General features: G+C 67.7%; 18 protein-coding genes. 13 read left to right on the forward strand and 5 right to left on the reverse strand.

The window, feature by feature from the left end; all coding sequences use genetic code 11:
• Nucleotides 1–129: 129 nt before the first annotated feature.
• The 5 genes from ASG72_RS03845 (at nt 130) to ASG72_RS03865 (ending at nt 5410) form a co-directional block, all read left to right on the forward strand.
• The gene (locus ASG72_RS03845) at nt 130–1089 is read left to right on the forward strand and encodes an ABC transporter permease (RefSeq protein ID WP_056709201.1); all 960 of its coding nucleotides are present in this window, start codon (nt 130–132) and stop codon (nt 1087–1089) included.
• On the forward strand, nt 1055–1993 hold the full coding sequence (locus tag ASG72_RS03850) for an ABC transporter permease (protein ID WP_056709202.1): 939 nt from the start codon (nt 1055–1057) through the stop codon (nt 1991–1993). Before ASG72_RS03845 ends, ASG72_RS03850 begins: the two co-directional genes overlap by 35 nt.
• Nucleotides 1994–2017: 24 nt before the next feature.
• Nucleotides 2018–3868 carry an ABC transporter ATP-binding protein gene (locus tag ASG72_RS03855; protein ID WP_082540048.1) on the forward strand — a complete coding sequence of 617 codons (1851 nt, stop codon included), beginning with the start codon at nt 2018–2020 and terminating at the stop codon, nt 3866–3868.
• 172 nt (nt 3869–4040) lie between these two features.
• Nucleotides 4041–5129: a mandelate racemase/muconate lactonizing enzyme family protein gene (locus tag ASG72_RS03860; protein WP_056709204.1), complete on the forward strand. Its 1089-nt coding sequence runs from the start codon at nt 4041–4043 to the stop codon at nt 5127–5129.
• 68 nt (nt 5130–5197) lie between these two features.
• Nucleotides 5198–5410, forward strand: coding sequence for a DUF4287 domain-containing protein (locus ASG72_RS03865; protein WP_056709207.1), 213 nt, complete (start codon nt 5198–5200; stop codon nt 5408–5410).
• Nucleotides 5411–5458: 48 nt separating this feature from the next.
• Here ASG72_RS03865 and ASG72_RS03870 read toward each other — a convergent pair whose 3' ends face one another.
• Nucleotides 5459–6793 carry an aminotransferase class III-fold pyridoxal phosphate-dependent enzyme gene (locus tag ASG72_RS03870; protein ID WP_056709209.1) on the reverse strand — a complete coding sequence of 445 codons (1335 nt, stop codon included), beginning with the start codon at nt 6791–6793 and terminating at the stop codon, nt 5459–5461.
• Nucleotides 6794–6854: 61 nt separating this feature from the next.
• On the reverse strand, nt 6855–7736 hold the full coding sequence (locus ASG72_RS03875) for a GntR family transcriptional regulator (protein ID WP_056709211.1): 882 nt from the start codon (nt 7734–7736) through the stop codon (nt 6855–6857).
• Between the two features lie 76 nt (nt 7737–7812).
• Between ASG72_RS03875 and ASG72_RS03880 the strand changes: the two genes are divergently transcribed.
• Both ASG72_RS03880 and ASG72_RS03885 read left to right on the forward strand, forming a co-directional pair.
• Complete coding sequence (locus tag ASG72_RS03880; RefSeq protein ID WP_056709944.1) at nt 7813–8955, forward strand: C45 family peptidase; 1143 nt, start codon at nt 7813–7815, stop codon at nt 8953–8955.
• Nucleotides 8956–9001: 46 nt separating this feature from the next.
• The gene (locus ASG72_RS03885) at nt 9002–10561 is read left to right on the forward strand and encodes an ABC transporter substrate-binding protein (RefSeq protein WP_056709213.1); all 1560 of its coding nucleotides are present in this window, start codon (nt 9002–9004) and stop codon (nt 10559–10561) included.
• 21 nt (nt 10562–10582) lie between these two features.
• Here ASG72_RS03885 and ASG72_RS03890 read toward each other — a convergent pair whose 3' ends face one another.
• Nucleotides 10583–11287: a GntR family transcriptional regulator gene (locus ASG72_RS03890; RefSeq protein ID WP_056709215.1), complete on the reverse strand. Its 705-nt coding sequence runs from the start codon at nt 11285–11287 to the stop codon at nt 10583–10585.
• A gap of 110 nt (nt 11288–11397) precedes the next feature.
• Here ASG72_RS03890 and ASG72_RS03895 point away from each other — a divergent pair, with 110 nt between their 5' ends.
• The 6 genes from ASG72_RS03895 to ggt are packed head-to-tail and all read left to right on the forward strand — an operon-like array spanning nt 11398 to nt 19000.
• Entirely contained in the window at nt 11398–12297 is a 900-nt protein-coding gene (locus ASG72_RS03895; RefSeq protein ID WP_056709946.1) for a hypothetical protein, read from the forward strand.
• Nucleotides 12298–12338: 41 nt separating this feature from the next.
• On the forward strand, nt 12339–13883 hold the full coding sequence (locus tag ASG72_RS03900; RefSeq protein ID WP_056709948.1) for an ABC transporter substrate-binding protein: 1545 nt from the start codon (nt 12339–12341) through the stop codon (nt 13881–13883).
• Between the two features lie 54 nt (nt 13884–13937).
• Nucleotides 13938–14882, forward strand: coding sequence for an ABC transporter permease (locus ASG72_RS03905; protein ID WP_056709216.1), 945 nt, complete (start codon nt 13938–13940; stop codon nt 14880–14882).
• Nucleotides 14879–15697 carry an ABC transporter permease gene (locus ASG72_RS03910; protein WP_056709218.1) on the forward strand — a complete coding sequence of 273 codons (819 nt, stop codon included), beginning with the start codon at nt 14879–14881 and terminating at the stop codon, nt 15695–15697. Before ASG72_RS03905 ends, ASG72_RS03910 begins: the two co-directional genes overlap by 4 nt.
• The gene (locus tag ASG72_RS03915) at nt 15694–17370 is read left to right on the forward strand and encodes an ABC transporter ATP-binding protein (RefSeq protein WP_056709222.1); all 1677 of its coding nucleotides are present in this window, start codon (nt 15694–15696) and stop codon (nt 17368–17370) included. The genes ASG72_RS03910 and ASG72_RS03915 overlap by 4 nt, the downstream gene beginning before the upstream one ends.
• Before the next feature lie 13 nt (nt 17371–17383).
• Entirely contained in the window at nt 17384–19000 is a 1617-nt protein-coding gene (gene ggt / locus ASG72_RS03920) for a gamma-glutamyltransferase (protein ID WP_056709224.1), read from the forward strand.
• A 9-nt stretch (nt 19001–19009) separates the two neighbouring features.
• Here the strand turns inward: ggt and ASG72_RS03925 are convergent, their stop codons facing one another.
• On the reverse strand, nt 19010–20017 hold the full coding sequence (locus tag ASG72_RS03925) for an NAD-dependent epimerase (protein ID WP_056709226.1): 1008 nt from the start codon (nt 20015–20017) through the stop codon (nt 19010–19012).
• Complete coding sequence (locus ASG72_RS03930) at nt 20014–21336, reverse strand: UDP-glucose/GDP-mannose dehydrogenase family protein (RefSeq protein ID WP_056709228.1); 1323 nt, start codon at nt 21334–21336, stop codon at nt 20014–20016. The genes ASG72_RS03925 and ASG72_RS03930 overlap by 4 nt, the downstream gene beginning before the upstream one ends.
• Nucleotides 21337–21750 lie beyond the last annotated feature (414 nt).

The following is a 21750-nucleotide window of genomic DNA, read 5'->3' on the forward strand; positions in this document are numbered from 1 at the left end:
GGGCCATCGCCGCCAGCGCGGCGGTGGCCCCCGTCCCGGCCCGATTCGACCGGATATGGCTGCGCGTGACGACCATAACCCGACGCTTCGGCCTGCGGCTGCCTGCCGTATCCTGACAGAGACCCACACATGGCCAGTTATCTCCTCCGGCGATTGCTCATCGCGATCCCGAGCCTTCTCGGCATCAGCCTGATCCTGTTCACGGTTCTGGCGATGGCGCCGGGCGATCCGTTCCAGGAGATGGCGACGAACCCCAATGTCCCGCCCGAGGTCCGCGAGGCGCTGCGCGCCAGCTTCGGCCTGAACGACCCGATCATGGTGCGTTATGTGCGCTGGCTCGGCTCGATGGTGCAGGGCGATTGGGGCTTTTCCTTCGCCAGCCGCATCAATGTCGACGATTTGATCCTGCAGCGCGTGCCGACGACCCTGTTCATCGTCGGCTCCTCGCAGATCCTGGCGCTGATGATCGCGCTGCCGGTCGGCATCTACGCCGCGACGCGGCCCTATTCGATCTTCGACCAGATCGCCAACACCCTGGCCTTCGTCGGCTTCTCGCTGCCGACCTTCTTCACCGGCCTGCTGCTGATCCTGATCTTCTCGGTGACGCTCGACTGGTTCCCCTTCGTCTATCGCTCGGACCTCGCGGCCACGGGCTGGCGCTGGTACTGGGAGATGTTCCGCCAGGCGATCATGCCGATCACCGTGCTCGGCCTGTTCCAGGCCGCCTCCTATACGCGCTATGTCCGCTCGGCCGTGCTCGACGTGATCCGGCTCGATTACGTCACCACCGCCCGCGCCAAGGGGCTGGGCGAGCGCACGGTGACCCTGCGCCACATCACCCGCAACGCGCTGATCCCGGTGGTGACGCTGGTCGCGCTGCAGATGCCCGCCGTCTTCGGCGGCGCCATCGTCACCGAGCAGATCTTCCGGATCCCCGGGATCGGCTCGCTCCTCATCGACGCGATCCTGGCGAACGACACGCCGGTGATCATGGCCGTGACTTTCGTCTTCGCCTGCCTCGTCGTCCTGTTCAATCTCATCGCGGATCTGCTTTATGGCTGGCTCGACCCTCGCATCTCCCTCAGCTGAGCCTCTGGTGGCCGTGCCGGAGCGCCCGCCGATCTCGCCGGCGCGCGAGACCTGGCGCCGCTTCCGCAGGCACAAGCTCGCCATGGCCAGCACCTTCGTGCTGACCATGCTGGTCCTGGGCGTCGTGATCGGCCCCTGGGTCTGGCCGGTCGCCATCAACGAGATCGACTTCTCGGCGCAGCTGCAGGGCCCCTCGCTGTCGCACCCCTTCGGCACCGACGATCTCGGCCAGGACCTGCTGGCGCGGATGATCTATGGCGGGCGCATCTCGCTGGCCGTCGGCCTCGCCGCGATGTTCGTGGCGACCTTCTTCGGCGTGGTGATCGGCGCGATCGCCGGCATGTCGCGCGGCTATCTCGATTCCTTCCTGATGTGGGTCACCGACCTGTTCCTGTCGCTGCCGCAGCTGCCGCTGCTGCTGCTGGTGATCTATTTCTTCCGCGAGCAGCTCAAGGCGGTGTTCGGCGTCGAGGGCGGCGTCTTCATCCTGATCGTCATCGTCATCGGCGGGCTGAAATGGATGCCGGTGGCGCGGCTAGTACGCGCGCAATTCTTCTCGCTGCGCGAGAAGGAATTCGTCGAGGCGGCGCGCGCCCAGGGCGCGACCAAGCTGCGGCAGATGGGCGTGCACATCCTGCCCAACGCCATCGGCCCGGTGATCGTCGCTGCGACGATCGAGGTCTCCTCCGCGATCATCTCGGAATCGACCCTGTCCTTCCTCGGCCTCGGCTTCCCGCCGGACATCCCGACCTGGGGCCGGCTGCTGTTCGACGCCAAGGACCATCTCGATTCCGCTCCGCACTGGGCGCTCTTCCCGGGTGCGGCGATCTTCCTGACCGTGCTCTCGATCAACTTCATCGGCGACGGACTGCGCGACGCGCTCGACCCGCGCCGCGTGATCTGATCCCGCTTTCTGAAGGCGAATGCGATGACCCAACCGATCCTTTCGGTCTCGAACCTGACCACCGCCTTCCGTGTCGAGGGTGTCTGGAAGCCCGTGGTGCGCAATGTCTCCTTCGACATCGCGCCGCGCGAGACGGTCGCCGTCGTCGGCGAATCGGGCTCCGGCAAGAGCGTCACCGCGCTCTCGATCATGCGACTGACGCCGCAGGGCAACAGCCGCGTCGAGGGCTCGATCAAGCTCAACGGCAGGGAGCTGACCACCCTGCCCGACCGCGATATCCGGGATATCCGCGGCAATGAAATGGCGATGATCTTCCAGGAGCCGATGACCTCGCTGAACCCGGTGCTGACCATCGGTTTCCAGATCGCGGAATCGCTGATCCTGCATCGCGGCATGTCGCGTTCGGAGGCCGAGGCCGAGACGGTGCGCCTGCTCGAGAAGGTGCGCATCCCCGCCGCCAAATCGCGCTTCCACGAATATCCGCACCGCTTCTCCGGCGGCATGCGCCAGCGCGTGATGATCGCGATGGCGCTGGCCTGCAAGCCGAAGCTGCTGATCGCCGACGAGCCGACCACGGCGCTCGACGTAACGATCCAGGCGCAGATCCTGCAGCTGATCAAGCTGCTGCAGGAGGAGGAGGGCATGTCGGTGCTCTTCATCACCCACGACATGGGCGTCGTCGCCGAAATCGCCGACCGCACGGTGGTGATGTATAATGGCGAGGCGGTGGAGACCGGGGAGACCAACGACATCTTCACCCGCGCCAAGCACCCCTATACGCGCTCGCTGCTCTCGGCCGTGCCGAAGCTCGGCTCGATGGAGGGCCGGCTGCGGCCGATGCGCTTCCCCGTGGTCGACCGCCTGACCGGCGAGTCCGACGTGCCGGTCGAGGTGCCCGACACGGTCGAGGCGGCCGCGCGGCCGATCCTCGAAGTCTCGGGTCTGACCACGCGCTTCGACATCCGCTCCGGCATTTTCGGCCGCGTCTCCGGCCGCGTCCATGCGGTGGAGAACGTCTCCTTCAGCGTGCAGGGCGGCGAGACCCTGGCGCTGGTCGGCGAATCCGGCTGCGGCAAATCGACGACCGGCCGCTCGGTGATGCGGCTGATCGAGCCGCTGGCCGGCTCGGTGCTGCTCGACGGCGTCGATGTGATGAAGCTCGACCAGGCGGCGCTGCGCGAACAGCGCAAGCGCATGCAGATGATTTTCCAGGATCCCTTCGCCTCGCTGAACCCGCGCATGAATATCGGCACGGCGATCGCCGAGCCGCTGATCATCAACGAGCTGGCGACGCGCTCGGAGGCCCGCGAGCAGGTGGCGGAGCTGCTGCGCCGCGTCGGTCTCTCGCCCGACATGTCGAACCGCTTCCCGCATGAATTCTCCGGCGGCCAGCGCCAGCGCATCTGCATCGCCCGGGCGCTCGCCGTGGAGCCCCGGCTGATCGTCGCGGACGAGGCCGTGTCGGCGCTCGACGTCTCGGTCAAGGCGCAGGTGATCAACCTGATGCTGGAGCTGCAGGCGAGGATGAAGCTCGCCTATCTCTTCATCTCGCACGATATGGCGGTGGTGGAGCGGGTGAGCCACCGTGTGGCGGTGATGTATCTCGGCGAGATCGTCGAGATCGGCCCGCGCGAGGCGATCTTCGGCAATCCGCAGCATCCCTATACCAAGCGGCTGCTGGCGGCCGTGCCGATCGCCGATCCGGCGCGCCGCCACGAGCGGGCCCCGCCCTCCAATGACGAGATCAAGAGCCCGGTCCGCGCGGCCGATTACGTGCCGCCGGTGCGCCAGTTCCGCGAGGTCTCGCCCGGCCATGCCGTGATGATCTGGGGCGAGGAGTGGGAGAAGCCGGCCGCGGTGGGTGTCGCCGCCTGAGGCTTGAGCCGGAGAGGCCTGCGCGCCCCTTTCGTGCAGGGCGCGCGGGCGCGCGATACCCTGTGCGTGCCAGGAAGCGACCACCGGCAGCCGTGAGGCGGGCATGCAGCCGCTGCGGGTACCCGGCCGGGCGCTTCGGCCCTAGCCTCGCCGCGGACCCCGGGAGGCAGGCATGGCCAGGATCGACGCGATAAGCAGCGGCTATTACCGCATCCCGCTGGAGACCACGCTCAGCGACAGCATGCATGGCGCGATGACCGCCTTCGAGCTGAACACGGTCGTGCTGCGCGATGCGGACGGCGTCGAGGGCGTCGGCTACACCTATACCTGCGGGCGCAACGGCGCCGCCATCGAGGCGCTGCTGCAGCGGGATTTTCCGGATCTGCTGCTGGGCGAGGAGGCGGACCGGATCGAGCATATCTGGAACCGGATCTGGTGGGCGCAGCATTATGGCGGGCGCGGCGGACCGACCGTGCTGGCGCTCTCGGCCCTCGACATCGCCCTCTGGGACCTCAAGGCACGCAAGCTCGGGCAGCCGCTCTGGTCGCTGCTCGGCGGCCATGACGACCGCGTCACCTGCTATGCCGGCGGCATCGACCTCGATCTGCCGCTGGAGGCTCTGCTCGCCCAGACCGACGGCAATCTCGGCCGCGGCTTCCGCGCCATCAAGATGAAGGTCGGGCGCAGCCGGCTGGCGGAGGATGTCGAGCGGGTCGCGGCGATGCGCCGGCATCTCGGCGAGGGGTTTCCGCTGATGGCCGACGCCAACATGAAATGGAGCGCCGACGACGCCATCCGCGCGGCGCGCGCCTTCCAGCCCTATGGCCTGACCTGGCTGGAGGAGCCGATCATTCCCGATGACGTCGCCGGCTATGCCAGGCTGGTGCGGGAGGGTGGTGTGCCGGTGGCGGCGGGCGAAAACCTGCGCACGCTCTGGGAGTTCAAGCAGTATATCGCCGCGGGCGCCGTGACCTTTCCGGAGCCGGACGTGACGAATTGCGGCGGCATCACCCCCTTCATCAAGATCGCGCATCTGGCCGAGGCGTTCAATCTGCCGGTGACCTCCCATGGCGCCCATGACGTGACGGTGCATCTGCTCGCCGCCGTCCCCAATGGCAGCTATCTCGAGGCGCATGGCTTCGGCCTGGATCGCTTCATCGCGGAGCCGCTCCGGATCGAGAACGGCCTCGCCATCGCGCCCTCGCGCCCCGGCCATGGCATCGTCTTCGACTGGGCGGGGCTGGAATCGGTCAGGGCCTGAGCGATGGCTGGCGGCGCAGGCGCCGTGGCCTATGCTGGGAAGCGTCACGTGCCGAAGGAGTTGCCTGCATGACCGAGACGCCCATCAAAGGACCCGCCTCCTATTTCCCCGCGATCGAGAAGCGCTATGGCCGGCCGATCGGCGAGTGGCAGGCGCTGATCCGGCAGCGTCTGCCGGCGCGGCACATGGAGCTGGTCGCCTTCCTCAAGCTGGAGCACGGCATGGGCCATGGCCATGCCAATGCGCTCGTCGCAGCCACCTTGGCGGAAAGCGAGCGGTAAGGGCTGCCGCGCCCGTCCTCGTCCCGGCCATTCTGGAGAGCTGCGCCCTCAGTCCAGCCTGGCGATGGCGTCGTCGATCATCGCGAACAGCTGCGACACCGTCTCTGCCTCCATCACAAGCGGCGGCGACAGGATCAGCGTGTCGCCGACATTGCGCAGCAGCAGGCCGTCCTCCAGGCAGTGCCGCGCGCAGACCGTGCCGCGCTGTCCCTCGGCGCCGGGGCGGGGCTGGAGATCGATGGCGCAGAGCCAGCCGGCGACGCGGATATCGATCACCATCTCCTGTCGCCGGAGCGTGAAGGCGGCCGCCTGCCAATGAGGGAACCGTTCCGTCGCCTGCGTCAGAATCGCTTGCTCGGCGAAGACGTCGAGCGTCGCCAGCCCCGCGGCGCAGGCCAGGGGATGGGCCGAATAGGTATAGCCATGCAGCAGCTCGATCGTCTCCGGCGGTCCGGCCATGAAGGCGTCGTACACCGCGCCCGAGAGCAGCACGCCGCCCATCGGCACCGCGCCATTGGTCATGCCCTTGGCGCAGGTGATCATATCGGGCGTGACGCCGTAGAACTGGCTGGCGAACTGCGTCCCCATCCGGCCGAAGCCGGTGATCACCTCGTCGAAGATCAGCAGGATGCCATGCCGGTCGCAGATCGCGCGCAGGCGCTGGAGATAGCCGAGCGGAGGCGGGTAGACCCCGCCCGATCCGGTCACCGGCTCGACGATCACCGCCGCCACGGTCGCCGGATCATGGATCTGCAGCAGCACCTCGAGGGCGGCCGAGGCGCTCTCCCCGCCCGCCGGCTGGCCCTGCGAAAAGGCCATGCCGTCACGCTCATAGGGCAGCGGCAGATGCACGGTCTCGGGCAGGAGCGGGCCGAAGGCGGCCTTGTGCCGGCCGATCCCGCTGACCGAGAGCCCGCCGAAGCCCATGCCGTGATAGCCCTTGGCCCGGCCGATCAGCTTGGTGCGGCCGCCCTGGCCGCGGGCGTGGTGATAGGCGCGGGCGATCTTCAGCGCTGTGTCGACCGCTTCGGAACCGGAATTGACGAAGAAGACATGGTCGATCCCGTCCGGCGCGGCATCGCAGAGGCGCCTGGCATAGAGGCGCGCCGCGGGATGGCTCATCCTGAAGGAGGAGACAAAATCGAGCTGTCCGGCCGCGGCGCGGATCGCCTCGACGATGCGCGGCTGACCATGGCCGGCATTGACGCACCAGAGCCCCGCCATGCCGTCCAGCACGCGCCGCCCATCCTGCGTGACGTAGTGCACGCCCTCGGCGCGCTCGAACAGCAGCGGGGCCTGCCGGAAGCCGCGCATCGGGGTGAAGGGCATCCAAAACGGATCGGGCTGGTTGTCGAGGCTGGGGGTGTCGAGGGAAGCGAGCATCGGGCATCTCCGGCAAGAGCTGCCTCAGCATGTCTTTTATGATAACAAAAGACAACCAGCTTCAGTCCAGCCCATCCGGCCGGCGCAGCCGGCTGGCGCGCTGGAGATGGCGCCGCATCTGCGCCGCCGCCACGTCGAGATCGCCGGCCTCGATCGAATCGAGGATCTGCAGATGCTCGCGGCAATTCACCTCGACGCGTTCGAAGCCGAAGACCCAATCATAATTGGACAGGCGCCGGAGCTGGTTCTGGCGGCGGATCGCGGAGTGGATGAAGCGGTTGCCGGAGGCGGCTGCGAGCCCTTCGTGAAAGGCCGCATTCATCTCGAAGAAGCTGATGGCGGAGGTATCGCGCCAGGGCGCGGCCAGCGTCGCGCGATGGCGGCTGCGCATCTCGGCGAGCCAGGCGGGGTCGAGGGCGAAACCGGGTTCGAGCAGCGCGGCGGGTTCGATCAGCAGGCGGAAGCGATAGCGCTCGTCATGCAAATGCGGATCACGCGGCTCCTGCAGGAAACGCCAGCCATAGCCGGGCTTGCGTTCCACCATGTCGAGATCCGCGAGATGGGCGAGAAGCCGCTTCGCCTCCGGCCGGGCGAGCGCGTAGCGCCGCATGATCTCCTGCTCCGAGACCTCATCGGCGAGGCTGCCGGCCTCGCGCTCATGCGCCAGCTGGATCAGCGCCCGTTCGACGGCATCGACCGGGGCCGTATCGTGATCGGCCGCGCCGGGCATGCTGATCAGTTCCAGCCCGCGATTGGGCTGGCGGCGAACCAGGCCGCGATCCTCGAGCCAGGAAAAGGCGGCGCGAACCGGCGTGCGCGAGACGCCGAGGCGGCGCGCTATCGCGCTTTCCGTGAGATGCGCCCCGGCGACCAGCCCATCCTCGCGCGCCAGATCGAGGATGCGCTCGGCGAGATCCTGCTGCAGGCGGGAGGGCTGGGACATGAAGGGCCTTGATTGTCTTAGTTTCAAATGAAATACATTATAGCCGAGCAGCGGGCCAGAGGCCGGGAGAATGATGATGACACAGCCCTGTCCCTTCGTGGACGTCTCCGGGTCGCCCTATGAGCGCGGTGTCCAGCATGGAGCGGCGGTGCCGGCGCGCGTCAAGCGCTCGATCGAACTCTATGGCGGTCAGCTCGGCGAGCTCGGCTACGGGGCGGCCGAGAAATCCGAGCTGATCGCGGAATTCGCCGGCGAGATCGCGGCCTTCGGCGCGCACTACATCGAGGAGATGCGCGGCATCGCCGATGGTGCCGGCGTCGCGCTCGAAGACATCATCATGGTCAATGCCCGCACCGAGGTGATCGCCAAGGCGCGGCTGGTCAAGAACCGGCAGGTGGAGGCGACGGAGGAGCTGGACGATGGCTGCACCGGCGCCATCATCCTGCCCGAGCGCAGCGCCAATGGCGCCCTGCTGCACGGCCAGAACTGGGACTGGAAGGCCGAATGCGCCGAGACCGCGATCGTGCTGCGGGTGCGGCGTGAGGACGGGCCGGATTTCCTGACCTTCGTCGAGGCCGGCGGGCTGGCCCGCTGCGGCATGAACGCGGCCGGCATCAGCATCACCGCCAATTACCTGGAATCCGAGCGCGATTTCACGCAGCCGGGCGTGCCGCTGGCGCTGATCCGCCGCAAGGTGCTGGAGCAGGAGCATCTCGCCTATGCGATCAAGGCGGTGGCGACGACGCCGAAGGCCTGTTCGAACAACATGATGCTCTCGACGGTGAAGGGTTTCGGCATCGACTACGAATGCGCGCCGGACGAGGCCTTCGCGCTCTATCCCAGCGACGGGCTGATCGTGCATGCCAATCACTGGGTCTCGCCCGTCGCGCTGGGCAAATTGCGCGACACCGGCACGCCGCGCGTGCCGGAGAGCGTCTATCGCGACTGGCGCGTCCGGAAGCTGCTCGACGCGGCCGGGCCGGCGCTCACCGTGGATGATCTGAAATCCGCGTTCTTCGACGATTTCCTGACCCCGCATTCGGTCTGCCGGCCGCCGCGCCCCAACGATACCGGCAATCTCTCGGCGACGGTGGCCATGGTGATCATGCAGCCGGCCGAGGGGATCATGGAGGTCTGCCCGCTTCCCGCGCTGAACCGCGTCTTCACCCGCTACAGCCTGACCGGCGAGCCGCAGACCCTGGCGCAGGCGGCGGAATAGGTTGGCGCCGCGACCGATGAGCAATCAGAACAGAGGGAACAGGCCGATGATCCGAGGATTTCAGACCGCCTTCCTGTCCGCCGGGCTCGTGCTCGCGGCGCTGGCGCCGGCTGCCGTGAGCGCCTCGACGCTCAAGGTGCAGCTGCGCGCCGACATCCGCTCGATCAATCCCGGCGTCAATCGCGACCACAATACCGACGGCGTGGTGCTGCATATGGTCGAGGGGCTCGTCGCCTATGGCGAGACCTCGGAGCCCAAGCCGCTCCTGGCCGAGACGGTCAGCGTCTCCGAGGATGGCAAGACCTATCGCTTCACGCTGCGCAACGGCGTGCGCTTCCATAACGGCGCCAGCCTCACCGCGGAGGATGTGGTGTGGAGCTGGAACCGCTACATGGATCCGAAGACCGATTGGCGCTGCCTGTCGGAATTCGACGGGCGCGGCCTCGTCAAGGTGGTCAGCGTCACCGCCGCCGATCCGAAGACGGTGGTCTTCACGCTGGACCGGCCGAGCGCGCTGTTTTTGGGTTCGCTCGCCCGCACCGACTGCGCCATGACGGGGATCCTGCACAGGGATTCGGTCAAGGCCGATGGCAGCTTCGACAAGCCGATCGGGACCGGGCCCTTCAAATTCGGCGAATGGAAGCGCGGCGAGCTGGTTCGGCTGCAGCGCTTCGCCGACTATGCCGCCCTGCCCGGCGCCATCGACGGGCTGACCGGCGCCAAGCGCCCGCTGGTCGAGACGCTGGATTTCGTGGTGGTGCCCGATCTCGCCACGGCCAAGGCCGCGCTGCTGAGCGGGGATATCGACGTGGTGCCCGATCTCGCCAATGCCGATGTGGCGGAGCTGAAGGCCACGCCCTCGGTCAAGCTCTCGGTGAAATCGCATATGGGGCTGGTCGGCCTGATCATGCAGACGCGCGACCCGGTGATCGGCAACGTCAAGCTGCGCCGGGCGATCGCCGCCGCGATCGACAAGGCGGAGCTGGTCTCGGCGGTGACGGACGGGCTTGGCAAGCCCAATGGCTCGGTGGTGCCGACGCTGTCGGCCTATCACGGCAAGGTTCAGGAAGAGGATATCGCGCATGATCCCGCCGCGGCGCGCAAGCTGCTCGCGGAAGCCGGCTACAAGGGCGAGAAGATCGTGATGCTCGCCAATAAGCGCTATCCGCAGAGCTTCGAGGCCGCGGTCGTCGCGCAGCAGATGCTGCAGGCGGCGGGGATCAATGTCGAGATCGAGGTGCTGGAATGGGCGACCCAGCTCGATCGCTACAACAAGGGCAATTACCAGATCCAGGCCTTCCCCTATTCTGGCCGGCTCGACCCTTCCTTGTCATTCGAATCGATCACGGGGCCGAAGGACAAGCAGCCGCGCAAGCTCTGGGACAATCCCGAGGTGCAGGCGCTGCTGGAGCGCTCGATGGTCGTCGCGGACAAGGCCGAGCGGCAGAAGCTTTTCGACGAGCTGCACCGCCGCTTCCTCGCCGATATGCCGATGGTGATGCTCTATAACGGCATCGTCGCCGGCGGCACGGCCAAGCGCGTCGACGGCTATGTCTCGTCGCTGACCTCGCTGCCCCGGCTGTGGGAGGTCTCCGTCGCGCCCTGAGGCGGCGCGGCGATGGTCGGCTCAGCCGGCGTCCTTGTCGATATGGCGGGTGATCAGGGCCGCCAGTTCGGCCGCGTCGCGCCGGCGCAGCGCCTCGACCATGGCGTGGTGGTCGCGGGCGCTGGCGAGCAGCGCCTCATGCGAGGCCCAGACCGTGACGGAGGAGCCGCGCGAGCGGTCGCGCAGCGCCCAGATCGTCTCGTCCATCACCGGATTGCCGCAGGAGGCGTAGATCAGATGGTGGAATTCGCTGTTGATCTCGCTCTGCTGGGTGCGCGTTCCCGTCACCACCGCCTCGCTGAAGGCGGCGGCGAGCGCGGCCAGCCGGGCGATCTCGTCATCGCCGATATGGGCGACCACGCCCGGCATCGCTCCCGCTTCGAGAATGATGCGGGTGTCGCGGATCGCCCGATAGGTCGCGAGATCGACCTCCATGACGCGGTAGCCGCGATTGGGCACGTGCTCGATGGTCTTGCGGATCGCCAGCTCCTCCAGCGCGCTGCGGACGTCGAAGCGCGTGGCCTGGAATTTCTCCTCGAGATCGATCTGCCGCAGCCATTCGCCGGGCCGGTACATGCGCAGCCGGATCGCCTGGGCGATCTCGCTGGCGAGCGCGCGTTTGGCGACGCCCGCCCGGCCGCCCGGATTGCGCGCGCCGGCGGGCGCAGGCGCGGCCGGCTCCGCAGCGGGCGATGTCTGGGAAGCGCGTCTGGTTTTCGGCTGCATGATGGCGTTCTAGCCCATCCCCGCGGAAGACGCACAAGCCTGTTGCACGCCCTAGGAAGGTGTGCAACAAAATTGGCGCCAATTCTTGAGCCAGTCGTGAGGGCGTGCTGATGACCAACCGAGACGGCAGCCTCGCCACGACGAGCAACCCCGCCAGCGAGGATGCGGCGGCGATCGCCCGGGCGCTCTACGATCTCGGCCCGACGCCGGTCATGGCCTGCAAGGCCGATCCGCGCTTCAGCTACTGCCTCTATGTGCCGCCGCATCTGGGCAAATCGACTCAGCCGCCCGAGCTGATCGTGGCGATGCACGGCACGGGGCGCGGCTTCACCGGCTATCGCGACGGATTCCAGGATTTCGCGCGCTGGAACAATTGCATCGTGCTGGCGCCGCTCTTCCCGATCGGCGTGCTCGGTGACGATAACCGCGACGGCTTCAAATACATGCGCGAGGGCGAGATCCGCTACGACATGGTGCTGCTCGCCATGGTCGCCGAGGTGGAGGCCCGCTACGGCGTCAGCTTCCCGCGCTTCGCCCTGTTCGGCTATTCCGGCGGCGGGCATTTCGCCCATCGTTTCCTGATGCTGCAGCCGCGCCGGCTCTGGGCCTGCTCGATCGGCGCACCGGGCTCGGTGACGCTGCTCGACCCGACGCGCGACTGGTGGGTCGGCACGCGCAACATGGCCGAGCTGTTCGGCGCCGCGCCGGACATCGCCGCGATGAAGCAGGTCGCGGTGCAGATGATCGTCGGTGCGGCCGATCTCGAGACCTGGGAAATCACCCATAAGCCCGGCGGGCGCAACTGGATGCCGGACGCCAACCATGCCGGCAGGACCCGGCCGGAGCGGCTCGCCAGCCTGAAGGCCTCCTTCGAGCAGGCCGGCATCCCTGTGCGGTTCGATCTCGTCGCCAACATGGCCCATGACGGGCTGCGCGCCGTGCCGAAGGTCGAGGATTTCTTCGCCGAGCATCTCACGGCCTTGCGCGCAGCAGCCGCCCGGGCGGCCTGAAGGCCGGATTCGCACAAGCACAAGACAACAGGGGAATGATCATGAACCGGCTTCTCGCTTCCGCCTGCCTCCTGCCCTTGCTGGCCAGCCCGGCGCTGGCGCAGACGCTCACCGTCGCCGTGGCGGCCGATGTCCGCAGCATCAATCCCGGCGTCAACCGGGACGACAACACCGATGATTTCGCGCTGCAGATCGTCGAGGGGCTGGTCGGATATGATGAGGGCGGCATCGTCCAGCCGCTGCTGGCCTCCAAGGTCGAGACGTCCCAGGACGGCAAGACCTACACCTTCACGCTGCGCGAGGGCGTCAAGTTCCACAATGGCGCCGAGCTGACCGCGGCCGATGTCGTGTGGAGCTGGAACCGCTACATGGATCCGAAGACCGATTGGCGCTGCCTCTCGGAATTCGATGGCCGCGGCGGGCTGAAGGTCGAAGCGGTCGAGGCGCCCGATGCCCGCACCGTGGTGATGAAGATCAACCAGCCCAATGCGCTGTTCCTCGATTCGCTGGCGCGCACCGATTGCGCCATGGCCGGCGTCACCCACCGCGACTCGGTCAAGGCCGATGGCAGCTGGGACAAGCCGATCGGCACCGGGCCGTTCAAGTTCGGCGAGTGGAAGCGCGCCGAATATTTCACGATGACCGCCTTCGACGGCTATGTCTCGCCGAAGAACGACGGCAAGCCGGACGGCTATGTCGGCTCCAAGCGGCCGCTGCTCAAGGAGGTCAAGTTCCTGATCGTCAAGGACCCCGCCACGGTCAAGGCGGGGCTGACCTCCGGCGCGATCCAGCTGAGCGAAGTGCTGGCGAGCGATGTCGAGGAGATCCGCAAGATCCCCTCGCTCGCCGTGGCCACGGCGCCGACCGCGACCCGCCATGTCCTGCTGATCCAGACCCGCGACGCGGTGACGGGCAATCTCAAGCTGCGCAAGGCGATCGCCGCGGCGCTCGACATGGAGGAGATCGTCGCGACCGCCTCGAACGGGCTCGGCAAGCCGAACAACTCGCCGATCTATACGCGCTCCGCCTATTTCGGCGAGGCTCAGAAGCAGGGTCATCGCTACGACCCCGCCGCAGCCAAGAAGCTGTTGGCCGAGGCCGGCTACAAGGGCGAGAAGATCACCATCCTGGCGAATAAGCGCCCGACCGTGCCGAGCTTCCCGGCCGCGGTGGTGGTGCAGGCGATGCTGCAGGCGGCCGGGATCAATGCCGAGATCGAGGTGATCGACTGGGCGACCCAGCTCGACCGCTACAACAAGGGCAATTACCAGATGCAGTCCTTCTCGTTCTCGGCCCGCTTCGACCCCGCTCTCGCCTTCGAGCAGTTCGCCGGGCCCAAGGACAAGCAGCCGCGCAAGATCTGGGACAATCCGGAAGCCCAGGCCAAGATCGACCGGCTGACGGCGATCGCCGACAAGGCCGAGCGGCAGAAGCTGGTGGACGAGCTGCACAAGGCGGTGATCGACGAGGTGCCGCTGATCTTCATGTATAACGGCGTCGACGCGATCGCCCACAGCAAGAGCCTCTCCGGCTTCCAGCCCTGGCAGTCCAAGCTGCGGATGTGGGAAGTCACCCTCGCCAAGTGACCCCCTCCCGCGTCCCGCCCCGCACCCGCTGATCCCGACAACCGAAAGCCGCGCATGCTGCGCTTCGCCCTGACCCGGGTCGCCATGGCCCTGCCGACGCTACTGATCGTGGCGATCTCGGTCTTCGTGCTGATCCGGCTGATCCCGGGCGATCCGGCCTCGCTGATGCTGGGCGACCTCGCCACGCCGGCCTCGATCGCCGATCTCCGGGCCAGGCTGGGGCTCGACCAGAGCCTGCCCGTGCAGTTCGGCATCTGGTTCGGCAATCTGCTGCGCGGCGATCTCGGCATCTCGATCAACACCCAGCAGCCGATCCTGCCGCTGGTGCTGTCGCGCTTCTGGATCAGCGCGCAGATCGTCCTCGTCGCGGTGTTTCTCGCCAGCCTCGTCGCGGTGCCGGCGGGGGTGATCGCGGCCTGGCGACAGGATTCGCAGCTCGACCTCGCTCTGGTCGCGCTGGCGACGCTGCTCCTCTCGATCCCGACCTTCTGGCTGGGGCTGCTGTTGCTGCTGTTCTTCGGGCTGAAGCTCGGCTGGCTGCCGGTCGTCGGCTATGTCTCGCTCGGCGACGATCCCTGGCGCGGGGCGCTCTACCTGATCATGCCGATCCTGACGCTGTTCCTGCACGAGATCGGGGTTCTGCTGCGCATGGCGCGGGCCTCGACGCTCGAGGTGCTGCGGCTCGACTACATCACCCATGCCCGCGCCAAGGGGCTGTCGGAGATGGCGGTGCTGTGGCGCCACGCCTTCAAGAACGCCTTCGGCCCGACCTGGACGCTGATCGGCCTGGTGCTCGGCAATCTGCTCGGCGGCATCGCCGTGGTCGAGACGGTCTTCACCATTCCGGGGCTGGGGCGGCTGCTGGTCGATGCGATCTTCGCGCGCGACTACCCCGTCATCCAGGGCTGCATGCTGCTCGTCGCCTTCACCTATGTGCTGGTCAATCTTGTGATCGACCTCTGCTATCCGATCTTCGATCCAAGGGTGACGGCGCAATGAGGCTGCCCCCTCTCAACGCCCTGATCGGCGGCGGGCTGATCGGCACGCTCTGCGTGGTCGCTGCCGTCGGCGCGGTCTGGACCCCCTATGATCCGCTGCGCCTCTCCTTCCGGCACAAGCTGGCGCCGCCCTCGCAGCTGCACTGGCTCGGCACCGACGAATTCGGCCGGGACGTGCTGTCGCGGCTGATGGCCGGCGCGGCGACATCGGTCTGGATCAGCATCCTGACCGTGACGCTCGCCGTGCTGCTCGGCACGCTCATCGGGCTGTTCTCCGGCTATATCCGCGGCTGGTTCGACCGCATCGTGATGGCCTTCAACGATGCGCTGCTCGCCTTCCCCGGCATTCTCCTGGCGCTCGGGCTGCTCGCCGTGGTCGGCGCCAACAAATACGGGATCATCCTGGCGCTCGGCATCGCCTACGCCCCGTCGGTCGCGCGGATCGTGCGCGGCACGGTGCTCTCCCTGCGCGAGAAGGAGTTCATCGCGGCCTCGCGGGTGATGGGCAATTCGGAGGGCTACACCATGGCGCGCCATATCCTGCCGAATTGCATCGCGCCGCTGACCGTGCTGGCGACCTCGATGTTCGGCTATGTGCTGCTGGCGGAAAGCTCGCTCTCCTTCCTCGGGCTGGGCGTGCCGCCCCCGGCGCCGACCTGGGGCAATATGCTGGCCGGGTCGCGCGCCTATATCGGCCAGGCGATGTGGCTCGGCATCTTCCCCGGCCTGTGCATCTCGCTGACCCTGCTCGGCATCAACCTGCTCGGCGATGCGGTGCGCGACCGGCTCGACCCGCGCATGCGGGGTTCGCGATGAGCGCGCCGCTGCTCTCGGTCGACGGCCTGACCCTCGCCATCAAATCCTCCGGCCGCGAGGTGGTGAAATCCGTGGGCTTCACCGTCTCGCGCGGCGAGATCGTCGGCATCGTCGGCGAATCCGGCTCGGGCAAGACGCTCGCCGCACGGGCGGTGATGGGCTTCGTGCCGCCGGCGGTGAAGCGGCTCGCCGGCTCCATCCGCTTCGATGGCGAGGAGATCACCACCATGGCGCCGCGGCGCCTGCGGGCGGTGCGTGGCTCCAAGGTCGGCATGGTCTTCCAGGAGCCGATGACCTCGCTGAACCCGTCCATGACCATCGGGCGGCAGCTGGAAGAGGGTCTCGCCCTGCATCGCGAGCTCGATGCGGAGGGGCGCCGCGCGCTGATCCTGGACATGCTCCGCCGTGTCGGCCTGTCCGATCCGGAGGGGGCGCTGGACGCCTTCCCGCACCAGTTCTCCGGCGGCATGCGCCAGCGCATCATGCTGGCCTCGGTGATGCTGCTGAAGCCGGCGCTGCTCCTGGCCGACGAGCCGACGACGGCGCTGGACGCGGTGGTGCAGCGCGACGTGATGGAGCTGATGGTCGAGCTGACCCGGGAGAACGGCACGGCGGTGCTGCTGATCTCGCATGATCTCGGCATGGTCGCCCGCTATTGCAGCCGCATCGTGGTGATGAGCCAGGGCGAGGTCGTCGAGCAGGGGGAGAGCGCCGACATTCTGGCGCGGCCGCAGCACCCCTATACGCGCATGCTGCTGGCCGCGATGCCGAAACGTGGCGAGCCGCGCGATCTGCCGCCGGTCGGCACGCCGATCGTCGCGGTGCGCGATCTCGTCGTCGACTATCCCGGCCGCCAGCGCTTCTTCCGGAAAAGCGCGCCGAAACGGGCGCTGCACGGGATTTCGCTCGCCGTCCAGCCGGGTGAGGTCGTCGCCGTGGTCGGCGGCTCGGGCTCCGGCAAGACCACGCTCGGCCAGGCGATCGCCGGGCTGGTCCCGGCCAGCGGCGGCGAGATCCTGTTCGAGGGCAAGCCGATCTTCAAGAGCGACGGGGCCTATTGGGACTACCGGCTGAACTGCCAGATGGTGTTCCAGGACCCGTATTCCTCGCTCGACCCACGCATGACGATCGGCCAGCTGGTCGCGGAACCGCTGCGGCTCGTCCCCGGCATCGGCCCGGCGGAGCGGCAGGCTCGGCTGGCGGAGGTGCTGGCCGAGGTCGGGCTGGGCCAGGGTTTCGCAGAGCGCTATCCGCACGAGCTCTCCGGTGGGCAGCGCCAGCGCGTCGCGATCGCCCGCGCCGTGGTGCGCCGGCCGAGCTTCGTCATCGCCGACGAGCCGGTTTCGGCGCTGGACGTCACGGTGCGGGCGCAGGTGCTCGCGCTCTTCGCCGAGCTGCAGCGCAGGCATGGCTTCTCCTGCCTGTTCATCAGCCATGATCTCGGCGTGGTCGAGCAGGTCGCCGACCGGGTCATCGTGATGAGCGAGGGGCGCATCGTCGAGGAAGGCCGGCGCGACCAGATCTTCGACGCGCCGTCCCATCCCTATACGCGCAAGCTGCTCTCGGCCGTCCCGGCGCTGGAAAGCACCGCCGATGGCGGTGTCCGGCTGTTCTGGCGGCTGGGCGATCCCGCGCTGGAGCAAGACTCCGGCGCCGAGCCGCGCCCCGCCTGAGCCGAGGTCGAGCATGAAGAACGGAATGATCGTCTGTCCGCAGCCGGAGGCCGCCGAGGCCGGGGCCGCCGTGCTGGAACGCGGCGGCAACGCCGTCGATGCGGCGATCGCCTGCGCCTTCATGCAGGGGGTGGTCGACCCGCTGATGTCGGGCATAGGCGGCTTCGGCTCGATGCAGCTCTACATGCCGGGCCGCGGCGTCCACGAGATCATCGAGTTCTACGCCAGGGCCTCGCTGTCGGCGACGGCCGAGATGTGGACCGACAAGCTGCTCGGCCAGTCGCGCGACGGTTTCGCCTTCCTGCTCGAGGGTGGCATCAGCGAATTCGGCCATCTCGCCGTCTGCACGCCGGGCAGCGTCAAGGGCTATGACCATGCGCTGTCGCGCTACGGCACGATGGACTGGGCCGATGTGATCGCGCCCGCGATCAGGCAGGCGCGGGAGGGCGTGCTGGTGCGCCCGCATATGCACTGGTTCTGGAGCCAGGACCAGAAAGGCACGGGCCAGGTCAACACCGCCGACAAGCTGCGCTACAGCGAGACCGGGCGGCGGCTCTATTTCCGCCCCGACGGCAGCGTGAAGCGGCCGGGCGACCTCGTCGTCAATCCGGAGATGGCGACCACGCTGGAGCGGCTGGCCCGCGGCGGCGCCGATCTGTTCTACCAGGGCGAGCTCGCCGAGGAGATCGCCGCCGATTTCGCGGCGCATGGCGGGCTGATCTCGCGCGAAGACCTCGCCCGCTACACACTTTCCGTGGCCGCGCCGATCTGGGGCTCCTATCGCGGCTTCCCGATCTCGACCAGCCCGCCGCCGGCGAGCGGCCTGTCGATGCTGCAGATCCTGAACATGCTCGAGCCCTTCGCCATCGGCGAGCTCGCCCATGGCGGCACCGAACATGTGCGGCTGCTGGCCGAGGCGATGAAGCGCATGACGATCGACAAGGACGCCTTCATGGGCGACCCCGCCTATGTCGACGTGCCGGTCGCGCGGCTGATCTCGAAGGAGCACGCCGCCGCCCAGGCCGAGAGCATCCGCCGCGGCGAGCGCGCCGATGTGAAGCGGCTGGAGCGCTCCTCCTCGCGCGAGACCACCCATGTTTCGGTGGTCGACCGGCATGGCAACGCCGTCGCCCTGACCCATACGCTGGGCTCGCCCTCCGGCGCGATCACGCCGGGCCTCGGCTTCATCTATAACGGCACGATGAGCCGCTTCGATCCGCGTCCGGGACGGGCGGCATCGATCGCGCCCGGCAAGCGCCGCTCCTCCTCGGCCGCCCCGACCATCGTGTTCAAAGACGAGAAGCCCTTCACCGTGATGGGCGCGCCCGGCGGCAGCTATATCGCGCCGGCGATGGCGCAGGGCGTGATGAACATCATCGATTTCGGCATGGGCATGCTGGAGGCGGTCGCGGCGCCGCGCATCGTTGCGGTCTCCAACAGCATCGACATCTCGAACCGGATCCGGCGCAGCGTCGGGGAGGAGCTGACGGGCATGGGCTATGACCTGAAGCGCTCGCCGCAGAGCTACCCCTTCGCCGCGCTGCACGGGATCAGGATCGATGACGGGCGGTGCACGGGCGGCGCCGACCCGCAGCGGGACGGAATGGCGATCGCGGTGGCGGCGGGGTAGGGCCGGCGCTCACACCCCGTGATAGGAGCGGCACCAGGCGACGAAGCGATCGATCCCCTCCTGGATCGGCGTGTCCGGCTTGAATCCCACCGCAGCTTCGAGCGCCGAGACATCGGCGCTGGTCGTCTCGACATCGCCCGGCTGCATCGGGAGGAGGATTTTCTCGGCGGTGCGGCCGCAGGCCTTCTCGATCGCGCCGATGAAATCGAGCAGCCCGACCGGGTTCGAATTCCCGATATTATAGACCCGCCAGGGCGCATTCGAGCTGGCGGGGTCGGGGTTGTCGCCCGACCAGGCCGGATCGGGCGCGGCGACATGATCGAGCGTCCGGACGACACCCTCGACGATATCGTCGATATAGGTGAAGTCGCGGGCGTGGCGGCCCTGGTTGAACACCTCGATCGGCTCGCCCGCCAGGATCTTGCGGGTGAAGATATAGGGCGCCATGTCGGGCCGGCCCCAGGGGCCATAGACGGTGAAGAAGCGCAGGCCGGTCGTCGGCAGCCGGTAGAGATGGCTGTAGCAATGCGCCATCAGCTCGTTGGATTTCTTCGTGGCCGCATAGAGGCTGACGGGATGATCCACCGATTGCGCGGTCGAGAAGGGCTGCTGCGTCACCGCCCCATAGACCGAACTGGACGAGGCGTAGACGAGGTGCTCTACGCGGCCATGCCGGCAGCCCTCGAGGATGTTCAGGAAGCCGACGAGATTGGCGGCCGCATAGGCCTCCGGATGGGTGATGGAATAGCGCACGCCGGCCTGGGCGGCGAGATGCACGACCCGGTCGACGCCACTTCTCTGAAAGAGCGACCGCATCGCCGCCTGATCGGCGATGTCGATGCGCTGGAAGGTGAAGCCGGCCCGCCCCTCGAGCCGGTCGAGGCGCGCCTGTTTGAGCGCGGGGTCGTAATAGTCGTTGAGGTTGTCGATCCCGATGACGGTATCGCCGCGCTGCAGCAGGGCTGCCGCGACATGGAAGCCTATGAACCCCGCAACCCCCGTGACCAGGACCTTCATGATGCCGCGCCCATCCCCTTCCGCCCCACGCCATGATAGGAGAAGCCCAGCGCCTGCATCTCCTGCGGGCGGTAGATGTTGCGGAGATCGACCACCACCGGCGTCTTCAGCGCGGCCTTCACCCGCTTCATGTCGAGCGCGCGGAAGGCGTTCCATTCGGTGATGATCACCAGGGCATCGGCCCCGCCGACGCAGGGATAGGGCCCCTCGGCGAAGGTCACGCCGGGCAAGAGCGGCCGCGCCTGCTCCATGCTTTCGGGATCATAGGCGATGATGGTGGCCCCCGCCTTCTGCAAAGCCGGAATTATCGCGAGCGAGGGCGCATCGCGCATGTCGTCGGTGTTGGGCTTGAAGGCGAGCCCGAGCACGGCGAGGCGCTTGCCGGCGACCGAGCCGCCGCAGGCCGCGATCACCTTCTCCGCCATGCGCGTCTTGCGGGCGTCGTTCACCTCGACCACCGTCTCGATCAGGCGGATCGGGCTTTGCGCATCCTGCGCCGTCTTGACCAGCGCCAGCGTGTCCTTGGGAAAACAGGAGCCGCCATAGCCGGGGCCGGCATGCAGGAATTTCGAGCCGATGCGGTTGTCGAGCCCGATGCCGCGGGCGACGTCCTGGACCTCGGCCCCAACTCGTTCGCAGAGATCGGCGATCTCGTTGATGAAGGTGATCTTCATCGCCAGGAAGGCGTTGCCGGCATATTTGATGAGTTCGGAGGTGCGCCGGCTGACGAAGAGCAGCGGCCCCTGATTGATGAAGAGCGGGCGGTAGATCTCGGTCATCACCCGGCGCGCGGCTTCGCTGTCGGTGCCGACGACGATGCGGTCCGGCCGCTTGAAATCCTCGATCGCCGCGCCTTCGCGCAGGAATTCCGGGTTGGAGACGACGCTGATCGCGGCGCCCGGGCGGGTTTCCGCGATGATGCGCTCGACCTCGTCGCCGGTGCCGACCGGGACGGTGGATTTGGTGATGACGACGCAAGCCTCAGGCGCGACCGTGGCGATCTCGCGGGCGGCGTCATAGACATAGGAGAGGTCGGCATGGCCGTCGCCGCGCCGCGTCGGGGTGCCGACGGCGATGAAGATGGCGTCGGCCGCGGCCGCGGCCTCGGCGAGATCGCTGGTGAAGGAGAGCCGGCCGGCCTTCATATTGGCCTGCATCATCACGTCGAGACCGGGCTCGAAGATCGGAACCTCGCCGGCCTTCAGCCGGGCGATCTTGGCCGGATCCTTGTCGACACAGACCACGTCATGGCCGAAATCGGCGAAGCACACCCCGGAGACGAGCCCGACATAACCCGAGCCAACCATCACAAGACGCATCGATCATCTCCAGAAGCCTCGGCCGAGGGCGCTACGCAAGCAGCGACCCGGCCGGCTGCGGCTTTAGCAGAGGCGGTCAGGCCCGCCAATGGTGGGGGGCGCTGGGTTGCCTCACCTCGTCCTTGCGAGCGTGAGCGAAGCAATCCAGAGCCGTCGCGCTCTGCGTCCCCCTGGGTTGCTTCGCTGACGCTCGCAATGACGGGGAGCGATGTCAGCGACACGGAAGCCACATCGCCCCACCCACCTCACCTCGTCCTTGCGAGCGTAAGCGAAGCAATCCAGAGCCGCGCGCTCCACGTCCCCTGGGTTGCGTCGCTTACGTTCGCAATGACGGAGAGCGATGTCAGCGACACGAAAGCCACAGCGCCCCACCCACCTCACCCGTCCTTGCGAGCGCAGCGAAGCAATCCAGAA

Source organism: Allobosea sp. Leaf344, assembly GCF_001426225.1.
GTDB lineage: Bacteria > Pseudomonadota > Alphaproteobacteria > Rhizobiales > Beijerinckiaceae > Allobosea.

Excerpts from the sequence above, each read along its gene's own strand:
- ASG72_RS03895 (WP_056709946.1), top strand. The coding sequence starts at position 11,398 with ATGACCAACCGAGACGGCAGCCTCGCCACGACGAGCAACCCCGCCAGC.
- ASG72_RS03870 (WP_056709209.1), bottom strand. The coding sequence starts at position 6,793 with ATGCTCGCTTCCCTCGACACCCCCAGCCTCGACAACCAGCCCGATCCG.
- ggt (WP_056709224.1), top strand. The coding sequence starts at position 17,384 with ATGAAGAACGGAATGATCGTCTGTCCGCAGCCGGAGGCCGCCGAGGCC.
- ASG72_RS03925 (WP_056709226.1), bottom strand. The coding sequence starts at position 20,017 with ATGAAGGTCCTGGTCACGGGGGTTGCGGGGTTCATAGGCTTCCATGTC.
- ASG72_RS03845 (WP_056709201.1), top strand. The coding sequence starts at position 130 with ATGGCCAGTTATCTCCTCCGGCGATTGCTCATCGCGATCCCGAGCCTT.
- ASG72_RS03865 (WP_056709207.1), top strand. The coding sequence starts at position 5,198 with ATGACCGAGACGCCCATCAAAGGACCCGCCTCCTATTTCCCCGCGATC.
- ASG72_RS03880 (WP_056709944.1), top strand. The coding sequence starts at position 7,813 with ATGACACAGCCCTGTCCCTTCGTGGACGTCTCCGGGTCGCCCTATGAG.
- ASG72_RS03890 (WP_056709215.1), bottom strand. The coding sequence starts at position 11,287 with ATGCAGCCGAAAACCAGACGCGCTTCCCAGACATCGCCCGCTGCGGAG.
- ASG72_RS03860 (WP_056709204.1), top strand. The coding sequence starts at position 4,041 with ATGGCCAGGATCGACGCGATAAGCAGCGGCTATTACCGCATCCCGCTG.
- ASG72_RS03910 (WP_056709218.1), top strand. The coding sequence starts at position 14,879 with ATGAGGCTGCCCCCTCTCAACGCCCTGATCGGCGGCGGGCTGATCGGC.
- ASG72_RS03850 (WP_056709202.1), top strand. The coding sequence starts at position 1,055 with ATGGCTGGCTCGACCCTCGCATCTCCCTCAGCTGAGCCTCTGGTGGCC.
- ASG72_RS03885 (WP_056709213.1), top strand. The coding sequence starts at position 9,002 with ATGATCCGAGGATTTCAGACCGCCTTCCTGTCCGCCGGGCTCGTGCTC.
- ASG72_RS03855 (WP_082540048.1), top strand. The coding sequence starts at position 2,018 with ATGACCCAACCGATCCTTTCGGTCTCGAACCTGACCACCGCCTTCCGT.
- ASG72_RS03900 (WP_056709948.1), top strand. The coding sequence starts at position 12,339 with ATGAACCGGCTTCTCGCTTCCGCCTGCCTCCTGCCCTTGCTGGCCAGC.
- ASG72_RS03905 (WP_056709216.1), top strand. The coding sequence starts at position 13,938 with ATGCTGCGCTTCGCCCTGACCCGGGTCGCCATGGCCCTGCCGACGCTA.
- ASG72_RS03930 (WP_056709228.1), bottom strand. The coding sequence starts at position 21,336 with ATGCGTCTTGTGATGGTTGGCTCGGGTTATGTCGGGCTCGTCTCCGGG.
- ASG72_RS03915 (WP_056709222.1), top strand. The coding sequence starts at position 15,694 with ATGAGCGCGCCGCTGCTCTCGGTCGACGGCCTGACCCTCGCCATCAAA.
- ASG72_RS03875 (WP_056709211.1), bottom strand. The coding sequence starts at position 7,736 with ATGTCCCAGCCCTCCCGCCTGCAGCAGGATCTCGCCGAGCGCATCCTC.